The organism is Microbacterium sp. LWH12-1.2 (genome assembly GCF_040675825.1).
GTDB lineage: Bacteria > Actinomycetota > Actinomycetes > Actinomycetales > Microbacteriaceae > Microbacterium.
This window is the reverse complement of the sequence record NZ_JBEGIJ010000001.1, coordinates 3,528,093-3,539,872: the sequence shown is the minus strand read 5'-3', so window position 1 is coordinate 3,539,872 and position 11,780 is coordinate 3,528,093. Positions and strand designations below refer to the sequence as shown.

The 11,780-nt window shown below is 68.9% G+C and carries 11 protein-coding genes; 1 reads left to right on the top strand and 10 read right to left on the bottom strand.

All coding sequences use genetic code 11. The features are described from left to right. Nucleotides 1-2 precede the first annotated feature (2 nt). On the bottom strand, nt 3-1,532 hold the full coding sequence (gene lysS / locus MRBLWH12_RS16835) for a lysine--tRNA ligase (RefSeq protein ID WP_363550849.1): 1,530 nt from the start codon (nt 1,530-1,532) through the stop codon (nt 3-5). Between the two features lie 79 nt (nt 1,533-1,611). On the opposite strand from lysS, the gene MRBLWH12_RS16830 reads away from it, so the two are divergent. Then, nucleotides 1,612-3,453 (top strand): DUF2207 domain-containing protein, encoded by a 1,842-nt coding sequence (locus MRBLWH12_RS16830; protein ID WP_363550848.1) that lies wholly within the window; start codon nt 1,612-1,614, stop codon nt 3,451-3,453. Nucleotides 3,454-3,657: 204 nt separating this feature from the next. Here MRBLWH12_RS16830 and MRBLWH12_RS16825 read toward each other — a convergent pair whose 3' ends face one another. From MRBLWH12_RS16825 to ftsH, 9 genes are read right to left on the bottom strand one after another with little or no spacing between them, the layout of a single operon-like run. Beyond that, complete coding sequence (locus MRBLWH12_RS16825) at nt 3,658-4,374, bottom strand: DUF2520 domain-containing protein (RefSeq protein ID WP_363550847.1); 717 nt, start codon at nt 4,372-4,374, stop codon at nt 3,658-3,660. A 2-nt stretch (nt 4,375-4,376) separates the two neighbouring features. Then, nucleotides 4,377-6,338, bottom strand: a complete 1,962-nt coding sequence (locus MRBLWH12_RS16820) for a PH domain-containing protein (protein ID WP_363550846.1) — start codon at nt 6,336-6,338, stop codon at nt 4,377-4,379. Next, the gene (locus MRBLWH12_RS16815) at nt 6,335-6,916 is read right to left on the bottom strand and encodes a PH domain-containing protein (RefSeq protein ID WP_363550845.1); all 582 of its coding nucleotides are present in this window, start codon (nt 6,914-6,916) and stop codon (nt 6,335-6,337) included. The genes MRBLWH12_RS16820 and MRBLWH12_RS16815 overlap by 4 nt, the downstream gene beginning before the upstream one ends. After that, complete coding sequence (locus tag MRBLWH12_RS16810; RefSeq protein ID WP_341976090.1) at nt 6,867-7,349, bottom strand: DUF3180 domain-containing protein; 483 nt, start codon at nt 7,347-7,349, stop codon at nt 6,867-6,869. Before MRBLWH12_RS16810 ends, MRBLWH12_RS16815 begins: the two co-directional genes overlap by 50 nt. Then, entirely contained in the window at nt 7,346-7,885 is a 540-nt protein-coding gene (folK, locus tag MRBLWH12_RS16805) for a 2-amino-4-hydroxy-6-hydroxymethyldihydropteridine diphosphokinase (RefSeq protein WP_341976092.1), read from the bottom strand. Before folK ends, MRBLWH12_RS16810 begins: the two co-directional genes overlap by 4 nt. Then, nucleotides 7,882-8,283 (bottom strand): dihydroneopterin aldolase, encoded by a 402-nt coding sequence (gene folB, locus MRBLWH12_RS16800; RefSeq protein WP_363550844.1) that lies wholly within the window; start codon nt 8,281-8,283, stop codon nt 7,882-7,884. The genes folK and folB overlap by 4 nt, the downstream gene beginning before the upstream one ends. A gap of 5 nt (nt 8,284-8,288) precedes the next feature. Continuing rightward, a complete protein-coding gene (folP, locus tag MRBLWH12_RS16795; RefSeq protein ID WP_363550843.1) occupies nt 8,289-9,092 on the bottom strand; it encodes a dihydropteroate synthase in 804 nt (267 codons plus the stop codon). Continuing rightward, nucleotides 9,089-9,709: a GTP cyclohydrolase I gene (gene folE, locus MRBLWH12_RS16790; RefSeq protein WP_363551397.1), complete on the bottom strand. Its 621-nt coding sequence runs from the start codon at nt 9,707-9,709 to the stop codon at nt 9,089-9,091. The genes folP and folE overlap by 4 nt, the downstream gene beginning before the upstream one ends. 2 nt (nt 9,710-9,711) lie before the next feature. Continuing rightward, nucleotides 9,712-11,721, bottom strand: coding sequence for an ATP-dependent zinc metalloprotease FtsH (gene ftsH, locus MRBLWH12_RS16785; RefSeq protein WP_363550842.1), 2,010 nt, complete (start codon nt 11,719-11,721; stop codon nt 9,712-9,714). Nucleotides 11,722-11,780: the final 59 nt, after the last annotated feature.

Here is an 11,780-nt window from a genome sequence, read left to right as displayed (position 1 = left end):
CGCTACTTGACGAGCGGGAACAGGATGGTCTCGCGGATGCCGAGCCCGGTGATCGCCATCAGCAGCCGGTCGATGCCCATGCCCATGCCGCCGGACGGCGGCATGCCGTGCTCGAGAGCGCGCAGGAACTCATCATCGACGGGCATCGCCTCGACGTCACCGCGCGCGGCGAGCTTCGCCTGCTCGACGAAGCGCTCGCGCTGGATGACCGGGTCGACGAGCTCGGAGTATCCGGTGGCGAGTTCGAAACCGCGGATGTACAGGTCCCACTTCTCGACGACGCCGGCGATCGAGCGATGTTCACGCACCAGCGGCGAGGTGTCGACCGGGAAGTCCATCACGAACGTCGGGCGCACGAGGTCGCCCTTCACGAAGTGCTCCCAGAGCTCTTCGACGAGCTTCCCGTGCGTGGCCTGCGGCGGCAGGTCGACACCGGATGCTTCGGCGAACGCGATGAGGTCGGCGACATCGTCCTGCGGAGTGACGGTGCGACCGGATGCCGCGGAGAGTGACTCGTACATCGAGATGCGGTCCCACTCGCCACCGAGGTCGTATTCGGTGCCGTCGGCCCAGGTCACGGTCGTCGACCCGGTGACCGCGATGGCCGCCTGCTGCACGAGCTCCTGCGTGAGCCCCGCCATCTGGTTGTAGTCGCCGTAGGCCTGGTACGCCTCGAGCATCGCGAACTCGGGGCTGTGCGTGGAGTCAGCGCCCTCGTTGCGGAAGTTGCGGTTGATCTCGTACACCCGCTCGATGCCGCCGACGACGGCGCGCTTGAGGTAGAGCTCCGGCGCGATGCGCAGGTAGAGGTCGGTGTCGAACGCGTTCGAGTGGGTGATGAACGGACGAGCGGATGCTCCGCCGTGCTGCACCTGCAGCATCGGCGTCTCCACCTCGAGGTAGTCATGGCTGCCGAAAGTGGCGCGCAGACTGGCGTTCACCGCGGCGCGGGCGCGAACGGTCGTCCGGGCCTGCTCGCGCACGATGAGGTCGAGGTAGCGGCTGCGCACTCGACCCTCGTCGCTGAGCTCGGAGTAGGCGTTCGGCAGCGGGAGGATCGACTTCGACGCGATCGTCCAGGCATCGGCCATGATCGACAGCTCGCCGCGGCGGCTGGAGATGACCTCACCGTGCACGAAGACGTGGTCGCCCAGGTCGACGAGAGCCTTCCAGTCGGCGAGGGACTCCTCGCCGACGTTCGCGAGGGAGATCATCGCCTGGATGCGCGAGCCGTCACCGGCCTGCAGCGTCGCGAAGCAGAGCTTGCCCGTGTTGCGGCTGAAGACGATCCGCCCTGCCACGCCGACGATCAGGCCCGTCGCGGTGTCCGCCTCGATCTCGCCGTACTCCGCGCGCAGCGCCGGAATGGTGTGCGTCACCGGAACGGCGACGGGGAACGCACCGCCACCGGCATCCGACCGCTCTGCGATCAGGCGCTCGCGCTTCGCCAGGCGCACCGCCTTCTGCTCGAAGACGTCGTCTTCGAGGGTGTCGGCGGGGGTTGCAGCGGGCGCGGCAGACGCGTCAGTCATTCGGGGCTCCTTGGAAGTCGGTCCCAGTTTACCGGGGCGATTTCTGCCGACGATGGCGACAGCTGGGTAGCCTCGGAGAATGGCCGTCAACCGGATGCTCCCCGTTCTTACCGCGGTCGCCATAGCGGGCGCGGGACTGCTCGCCCCCGCCGCCGCCGCGGCATCCGCCGTCGACGCAGATCGGCAGGCATCGGCGGTCTCGGCCGACGTCGATGACTTCTCTTATGCGTCCTGGGATGCCCGATACGAGGTCAGCCTGGATGACGACGGCCGGTCGCACATGCTCGTCACCGAAACGCTCGTCGCCCGCTTCCCCGATTTCGACCAGAACCGGGGCATCGTCCGAGGGCTCCCGGTCACGTACGACAACGCGCACCTGGACACCCGTGTGATCTCCGTCACCGACGAGACCGGCGCGGCAGTACCGTTCGAGACCGAGGAGGACGACGGCCTCGTCCTCGTCCTCACCGGAGACGACGACTACGTGCAGGGACTCAACACCTACGTCATCGAGTACGAGATGACCGACGTGATCCTGCACCGCGACGACGGCCAGGCCGATGAGTTCTACTGGGATCTTCTCCCTCTGGACAGCAGTCAGGCGATCGAGTCGTTCCACGCTGAGATCGTCTTCGATGCGGCGATGAGCGCGCAGCTCACCGGCTCGGTGCGGTGCTACACCGGCTACGCGGGTTCCACCGACGAGTGCGCGATCCAGGGGCCGTCCGCCGATGGCGACGCGGCCTCGTTCCGCGTCGAGTCCGGTGAGCGCGCCGCCGGTGATGGTGTGACCGTCGCGATCGGGTTCGAGCCGAACACGGCCACGCAACCCTCCGCCCGCACGCCCAACACGGTGACCGACACCGTGCCGGCGCTGGCTGCCCTCGGAGCGTTCGGGCTCTCTGCGGGCGGATGTGCGGCTGTAGCCGTGCTCAAACGCCGGCGCCGCACCGCCACCGGCGTCGTCATCGCGCAGTACGACGTGCCCGATTCGATGCCGCCGCTGCTCGCGGCCGCGATCGTGCCTGGTGCGAAGGATCCGATCCCCGCCGAGATCGTGCACCTCGCGGTTCGCGGCACTCTTCGCATCGAGGAAGCCGGCGACAGCGAAGGCGCCACCGGACAGCCCCGGTTGCGGAGAACACCAGGAGGCCGGATCCCCGACCAGCTGGATGTCGAGGCACTCGACGCGCTGTTCCTCGGAGCGGATGCCGAGGGCGTCGTGAGCCTCCCGTTGACCGACGAGTCTTTCGCCGGGCGCATGAACGGCCTCCTGCAGAGCGGGAAGACAGCGGCCGCATCGCGTGGACTCACTACGAGAGTCCGCAGCCGTGGGGCGATGGTCCTGCAGTGGTGTGCGATCGCCGTCGTCGCTGTCGGGCTCGGCTTGAGCCTGTGGGGGGCGATCTCCGGCCGGGTGACCGGCATCCCGGCTCTCGTCGCGATCTCCTTCGGCGGGTTCGCCGTCTTGATGTCGAGCCTGTTCACGTTCTCGAAGCACACGGTCCTCACGCCGGAGGGTGCTCTCGCCCACGAGTACCTGCTCGGCGTGCGCGAGTTCATCCGCGTGGCCGAAGCCGACCGGCTGCAGATGCTGCAGTCGTACACCGGTGCCGAGCGTCGCCAGGACGGCACCGTGAACGTCATCGAGCTCTACGAGCTTCTGCTGCCGTACGCGATGCTGTTCGGGCAGGAAGACCAATGGGGCGGTGTGCTCGAAGCCGCGTACGCGCAAGCGCAACGCGGACCGGGGTGGATCGGCGACCCGACTTCCCCGTATCTCCGCACTCATCTCGCGGCATTCGCCGTGTCGTCGCACGCCGCGGCCACGTATTCGGAGAGTTCCTCGAGTGCGGGCGGCTCGTCGGGCGGCGGATTCTCCGGCGGCGGCGGGGGCGGCGGCTCGTCGGGAGGGCGCTGAGCGCGCCGCATCCGCTCTCCCCTGGCCTGGCCGTGCCTCTCGCCTGGCCTGGCCGCGCCTCTCGCCTCTTGCCCCGTCCCTTGGTCTGACACCTCGGGTCGGAATGCGCGCCGAATACCGACCCGAGGTGTCAGATCAGCCTCGCGCCAGCACGTTCATCTGACACCTCGGGCCGCAATCCCGGTGGTGTAGCGACCCGAGGTGTCAGATGAAAGTGGCGCCGGAGTCAGGCAGAGTGTCGATGGGGCCGGATGCTTCGCGCAGCGCCCGTTCGACGGTGGATTGCACGAGCGCGGAGAGGTAGCTCCCAGGGTTGTCCACACCGATCTCTCGCAGCCGGCTCGTCGACTGGCCGATGATCGAGCGGGAGAACTCGGTGGCGGTCTGGATCGCGTCGGCGTACGCCGTCCGATCCGCCTCTGCGATGACCACGGGTTCGCAGCCCATCTCGACGGCGAGCGCCTGACCGATCGGCAGGACGGCCGCAGGTGCCGTCACGGCGGCGAAACCCGCCTGCAACTGGCGCAGGTCGATCGACGTTCCGGTGAAAGTGATCGCCGGATGAACCGCCAGGGGAATCGCGCCGCGCTCGGCAGCGGGACGCAGCACCTCGATGCCGTAGGCGGGATCGGTGTGCAGCACGAGCTGGCCGATCTGCCATCCGCCGATCTCCGCGATGCCGGCGACGAGCGACGGGAGCTGGTCATGGGGGACGGCGATCACGATGAGCTCGCTGCGGCGAACGATCTCCAGTGCGTCCAGCACGGGCACGTCTGGGAGCACGGCCGAGGCTCGATCGTCATCGGACCCCGTGGTGATCCCGATGATCGCGTGGCCTGCCCCGGCGAGCGCCGCGCCGATCACGGGACCGACCCGGCCCGCGCCGATGATGCCGACGCCGAGGCGCCCGTCACGAGGCATCGCTACTCCCCCGGCTGCGTCGCTGTGGGCGGTACCGGCGGCGCGGCTGGCGGAACCGGCGCGGCCGGAGGAGCGGGCGGCGGCGGCGCGGGCGCGAACGTCGGAGGCGCGGGGGGCTGCGCCACCGGCGGCTGCCCGTACCCCGCAGGTGGTGCAGGCGGAGCAGGCGCGAATCCTGGCATCGGCGGAGCAACCGGCGCACCGGGGAAGGGCTGCCCGACGATCCCCGCCGAGGGCACCTGCTCGGGCGCCCACGACACCGCAGGCGCCTGTGGTGCGTACTCGCCCCAGCGGTGCGTGTGGTCCCGATGCGCCGCTTCCGCCGCGGCACGACCCACCCCGTCGAGCAGGGCGAGCGCGTCGTCGCGTTCCAGGCCGGAGAGGTACCCCTGGATGGGCCCGGGAACCGTGTGCACCTGTGCGCCGGAAACGCGCTGTGCGCGGTCGATCGGCCCCTGCGAGAGCGAGACGCCCTGCAGTCGCGCGAGCGGGAAGACGGCGAGCTTGCGCCACACGATGCCCCGGCGCAGCACGAGGCCGAACTCGGTGAGCACGTATCCGTGGCGCTTCCACGACAGCGGGCGACGCCACCATGCTCTCGCCGGCATCGTGCGATAGGGATCGCCCTCCACCGGACCCAGGATGCCGTGCTCCCACACCAGCGGGATGTCGGAGACCGGAGCATCCGGCAGCATCAGCGCGAGCACGCGTTCGACATCGGCTCGCTTGCCGACCGGAAGCACGATGTTGAACTGCTGCGCGCTCCCGGACGACTGCTGCGCGACGCTCTTGCCGCTCATCCGGTTGATCTTGACCGTCCACCAGCCGAACGGGCGCCACAGCAGCGACTGCGAGACCTCGACTGCGAAGATGCGCCCGGGCGGGAGCGTCTCGGTCACCGTGGTCAGCAGGCCGTACGTGATCCGCACGCCGTCAGGGGTCGGGGCGATGGAGTATCGCAGCGACTTCGAGATCTGCGCCCAGGTGATACCGACGGCGGCGATGATCAGCGGGATGCCCATGCCCAGCCCGATGGCGAGCACGACGATCCCGGTCTCCCCGTCGTCTTCGGCGAGGGTCCCGACGACGGCACTGCCCATCGCGACCGCGAAGATCACCCCGAAGAACAACAGCCAGAGCACGCCGGCGATCACCTGTGACCCGATCAGACGACCGGTAGGGATCTTGACGACGCTCTCGGGGGCGACATCCGCGAGGTCCACGCCCTCGATGAGGCCGGTCACACCCGCATTCACTGAGCCGACGAGCTGAGCCCGCGCCCTACCGGGAACGCTGGGCGTGCCAGGAGCAGCGATGGTCGCGCCTTCGCCGCTCGCTGCATCCGTCGCCGCGTGGCGCGCCGCGCGCGCTCCCGAGGCGAGGCGCAGGATGTCTGCGCGCACGGACTCCGCCCGCGCCGTCGCCAGATACTCGAGCGGCACGTTCGCATCGGTGCCGGCACCGACGACCTCGAGCTTGGCGAGTCCGATGATGCGCGCAGGGAACGGACGCGTGAGGTTGACGCCCTGCACGCGGTCGAGAGGTGCGCGGCGATGCGATCGGAAGATGATCCCCTTGCGCACCTCGACATGGTCGCCGGTGATGCGGAACTGCTGGAAGCGCCAGACGAGCCAGAACGCGCCGACGAGCACGACGACCAGGACCAGCACGCCCAGCAGCACGATCAGAATCAGGTTGTTCTCGAGAACCCAGTCGACGGGGTCTCCGCCGTTCTGCCCGTAATGCGCCTCTTCCGGCGCGAACAGGTTGACGACCCACGCGATGACGCGATCGCGCATGTTCGTGATCAGGATGCCGCCGATGATGAGGAGAGCAAGCCCACCCTTGAACAGCGGGGTGAGCGGATGCATCCGGTGCCACTCACCGTCCGCGAGCGACGTCGAGTCATCCGCCGGTGGCGCGACAGGCGCGGCCGCGGGCGGCGGGAACTGCGGCTCGCTCACAGGCCGGTCCGGCGCGTCTCGGCGACCTGGATGAGGGTGTCGCGGAGAGCCTCCGCCGCGCCCTGCGTGAGTCCGGGGATCTGCACTCCGGTCGTCGCCGCGGCGGTGACCATCTTCAGCTGACTCACTCCGAAGGCACGATCCAACGGGCCCTGTGTGATGTCGACCAGCTGCATCCGCCCGTACGGAACGGCGATCATGCGCTGCCAGAGGATGCCCTTGCGGAAGACGATGTCGTCGGCGCGGAGCATGTACCCGATCGCCTTCGCCTGCCGGGGCAGGATGATCAGGGTGATCAGCGTGACCAGGACGATCACTGCCGCGGGGATCCAGGCCCAGGTCTGCTCGAATCCCAGTGCCATGACGGATGCCGCGATCGCGACGACCACGATGAAGATCACGTTCTGCACGATCTGCGACACCACGTAGCGCGGCGAGATCTGGTGCCAGGCGCCGTCGAGCTCGAGTCGATTCTCGTTGCGCGCTGTGCGCAGCTGTCCGTAGGTGCCCTGGTCGAGGGCTGCGCGGTCAGTGCCCTCCGTAGGGTTCAGGGGCGTGGTCTCTGGGTTCTGAGTCATCAGGATCCTTCGGCAGGGTGCAGAACTGTTCGGCGATGAGGCCGGCGATCACGAGGGCGATCGCGCTCCCCATCAGCGCCAGCATGGCCACAGTCGACCCTACCGGGGGATCGATCGGACGGGTCAGCAGGAACACGAGGAGCCCCGCTCCGATTCCGGCCATGATCGCACCGAGCAGGCTGGACGCGCGAGCGAGCGTGGCCGCCCGCAAGGCGCGGAACGGGTCGATCCGTCCGGCGCCCCGCACGCTCCGGCGCACCGGCCACGCCACCCCGAGCGACGCGGCGGCGACGAGCAGCAGGAGAACTGGAAGCAGAAGCGACGGGGTGAACGTCGCGCGGCCCGTCGCGGTGAGGAGCTGATCGAGCAGGAAACCGGCTCCGACCCCGAGGAGCGCGAGCAGCGCCAGGAGACCTGCCGAGGTGCGTTTCATACCGCGTCCTGTGCGCGCAGCCTCGTCGCGAGGTCGGCCACCCGACCGTGCCCGACGAGCTCGGCCTCCGGGTCGAGCGTCAGCCACGGCTCGAGCACGAACAGCCGTTCGGCAGCGCGCGGATGCGGCAGCTGGAGGCGCTCGTCGACGGACGTGACATCGCCGTAGGCGATCAGGTCGAGGTCGAGGGTGCGATCGCCCCAGCGTTCGTGTCGCACCCTGCCGTTCTCGTCCTCGATGGCGTGCAGCATCCCGAGGAGGATCTCGGGGGCGAGCTGCGTGGTCACGAGTGCCACGGCATTCACGTACCCCGGGGCATCCGGGTCAGGACCGTCGAGGCGCAGCGCGACGGTCTCGAAGAGCTCGGACAGCCGCACCTCGCTCACCAGCGGCAGACGCCCGATGCGCTCGGCAGCATGACGGATCGTCGCCTGCCGATCGCCGAGGTTGGCGCCGAAGGCGACGACCGCGACAGCATCCTCTCGTCCTGGGCGGACGGGGGGTGCCGGCGGCGGGTTGGTGAGGTTGCGGCTCATGCCGGCCACTCCGACGTGGAGGCGCCATCCGACGTGCGTCCGCGGTGCAGTGTCACCGCGACGTCGGCGAAGGTGAGCGGGATCGGGGCGTGCGGCTTGTGCACGGTGACGGCGGCGTGCTGCACCCGCGGGTGTTCGAGGACGACGTCGGCGATCCGCGCCGCGAGCGTCTCGATGAGATTCACCGGCTCGCCGGCGACGACCGCTGCGACTTTCTCAGCGAGTTCGCCATAGTGCACGGTGTCGGTGACGTCATCGGACTCGGCCGCCCGCGCCAGCGACATCGACAGGCGCAGATCGATGGTGAACTCCTGGCCGTCCTCGCGCTCGTGGTCGTAGACGCCGTGACGTCCGAACACGGTGAGGCCGGTGAGGACGATGTGGTCGAGCTCGAACATGAGGATTACCCTTCCCAGGCGTGAGCGATGGCGAGGGCGTCGCGGGTTGCAGCCACATCGTGCACGCGAACGGCCCACACGCCCGCGCGCAGGGCGAGGGCGCTCGTGACGGCGGTCGCGAGATCGCGGCGCGCCTCGGAGACGGAGGCTTCGGCATCCGCCTGCAGCGTCTCCGCCAGGAAACGCTTCCGGGAGGTGCCGATGAGCACCCGCGGGCCGAGGGCGACGATCTCGTCGAGGCCCCGCAGCACGTCCCAGTTCTGGGCGCCGGCCTTCGCGAAACCGATGCCAGGGTCGACGATGAGACGCGAGGGGGCGATGCCAGCCGCAGCCGCCTCGCCGATGCGCTCCTGCAGCTCGCCGGCGACCTCACGTGCGACGCGGCGATAATCCGCGTGGGCGTACATGTCTGCGGACGGACCCCGCCAGTGCCCGATCGCGAAGTCTGCACCGGACTCGGCGACCACTGCGCGCATCTCCGGGTCGGCCAGACCGCCGGAGACGTCATTGACGATGCGGGCGCCCGCATGAACGGCTGCGGCCGCAGTGGCTGCATTGAGTGTGTCGATGCTCACCGGCACGCCCGACTCGGCGAGGCGTTCGATCACCGGGATGACGCGCTGCTGCTCGACGTCGGCACCGATGCGCTCGGCGCCGGGGCGGGTCGATTCACCGCCGATGTCAAGGATGGTGGCTCCCTGTTCGCGCAGCAGCAGGCCGTGGGCGACCGCGTGCTCGACGTCGAGGTAGCGTCCGCCGTCGCTGAACGAATCGGGCGTGACATTGAGGATGCCCCAGATCGCCGTCACAACGCGCTTCCCGTACCGCTCGATGAGCGCCCGGATGGGCTGCCGATCAGCGTGATCAGTTCGGCGCGTGCGATCGGCTCGGTGTACACGCCGCGGGCTGCGATCGTGAGCGTGGATGCCTCGGGCTGACGGCCGCCGCGCATCGTGACGCACCCGTGGCTGGCATCGAGGACGACGAGCACGCCACGCGTGTCGAGGTGCTCGGCGATCGTGTCGGCGATCTGTTCGCCGAGACGCTCCTGCACCTGCGGTCGCGCGGCGAGCGTCTCCACGACGCGCACGAGCGCCCCCAGGCCGACCACCTGCTCGCCGGGAAGATAGGCGAGGTGAGCGTGACCGGCGAAGGGGAGCAGGTGATGCTCGCAGACGGAGCGGAAGCGGATGTCGCGCAGCAGTACGGCGCCGGACGGAAGCGTGTCCGGAGCCGGACCACGGGCCACGCTGATCGTGTGTGCGAGCGGTGCCGCCGCATCCTGACCGACGCCGGCGAAGTACTCCGAGTACAGCTCAGCCATCCGTGCGGGCGTCTGCTTCAGACCGGGGCGATCCGGGTCCTCGCCGATCGCCTCGAGCAGCTCACGAGTGAGTCGCTCGACACGCGCCCTGTCGACGGCCACGGTCACGCCGTCGCTGGTCGGCTGTGACCCGTCGCGTTCGCTGATCCGGCCTGACTGCGCGTCGACACGGCATCCGCCGGCGCCTCGACGGAGGCAGCCAGCGAGACATCGCGCTTGGGAACCTCGATCGGAGGCCGCTGCGAGACCGGGCGGTCTTCGCTGCTCAACCACAGCGGGCGCTCGGGGAGCTTCTGCACCTCGGTGAAGATCTCGGCGATCTGGTTGTGGTCGAGGGTCTCCTGCTCGAGCAGTGCCAGCGCGAGTCGGTCGAGGATGTCGCGGTTCTGGCTGATCACCTGATAGGCCTCGTTGTGCGCCTGCTCGATGAGGGCGCGCACCTCGGCATCGACACGCTCGGCGACGCTCTCGGAGTACTCACGGCCGCGTCCGACGTCGCGGGCGACGAACATGTCGCCACCCTCGTGTCCGAGCTTGACCGGGCCGACCTCGGTGGTCATGCCGTACTCGATGACCATCTTGCGGGCGATCGACGTCGCCTTCTCGATGTCGTTCGATGCACCGGTGGTCGGGTCGTGGAAGACGATCTCCTCGGCGACGCGGCCGCCCATGGCGTAGGCGAGCTGATCCTGCAGCTCGTTGCGGGTGACCGAGTACTTGTCGTCGAGCGGCAGCACCATCGTGTAGCCGAGGGCCTTGCCGCGCGGAAGGATCGTGATCTTCGTGACCGGATCGGTGTAGTTCATCGCCGCCGCCGCGAGCGCGTGTCCGCCCTCGTGGTACGCCGTGATGAGCTTCTCCTTGTCCTTCATCACGCGGGTGCGGCGCTGCGGGCCGCCGATCACGCGGTCGATGGCCTCGTCGAGCGCGCGGTTGTCGACGAGCTGCGCGTTGGAGCGAGCGGTCAGCAGAGCCGCCTCGTTGAGGACGTTGGCGAGGTCCGCACCGGTGAAGCCCGGCGTCTTGCGCGCGACGATCTCGAGGTCGACGCTCTTGGCCAGCGGCTTGCCCTTCGAGTGCACCTCGAGGATCTTCTGGCGACCCTTGAGGTCAGGGGCATCCACGCCGATCTGCCGGTCGAAACGGCCGGGGCGCAGCAGCGCAGGGTCGAGGATGTCGGGGCGGTTCGTCGCCGCGATCACGATGACGTTCGCGTTCGGGTCGAAGCCGTCCATCTCGACGAGCATCTGGTTGAGGGTCTGCTCGCGCTCGTCGTTGCCGCCGCCCATGCCGGCACCGCGGTGACGGCCGACGGCGTCGATCTCATCGATGAAGATGATCGCGGGCGCCGCTTCCTTCGCCTGGTTGAACAGGTCGCGGACGCGGGATGCTCCGACACCGACGAACATCTCGACGAAGTCCGATCCGGAGATGGAGTAGAACGGGGCTCCGGCCTCACCGGCGACAGCGCGGGCGAGGAGGGTCTTACCGGTTCCGGGAGGGCCGTACAGCAGCACGCCCTTCGGGATACGCGCTCCGATGGCCTGGAACTTCGCGGGGTCCTGCAGGAACTCCTTAATCTCGTGGAGCTCCTCGATCGCCTCGTCAGCCCCGGCGACGTCGGCGAAGGTGACCGTCGGGGTCTCCTTGTTCACCAGCTTCGCCTTGGACTTGCCGAACTGCATGACCTTGCTGCCGCCGCCCTGCATGGACGAGAGCAGCCACCAGAACAGCAGACCGAGCAGCACCAGCGGGAGCAGCAGCGAGAGGAAGCCGTCGAACCAGGTCGCACGCGGCACGGCGTCGTTGAAGCCGTCCTTGGGCTCGGCGTCGTTGATCGCGGTGACGACTTCGTCGGCCCGGGCGGTCACGTAGTAGAACTGCACGTTCTCGGCGCCCTCGAACGGCTTCGACAGTTTCATGTCGACGCGCTGATCGCCGTCTGTGTTCACCACCTCGGTGACGGAGCTGCCGGCGAGCAGCTTCAGGCCCTCCTGCGTGGAAATCTGCTTGGGGGCTCCGAGGTTCGAGATCAGCAGGAAGCCGCCGAACAGGAGCAGTCCGATCAGCGCCACGTAGATCAGCGGATTCCGGGTGATCTTCTTCACATCCATGATCCGATCAGCGTATCGCGCCGCACTTTACGGTCGGCTGTGATTCGCCCACGGCGTAC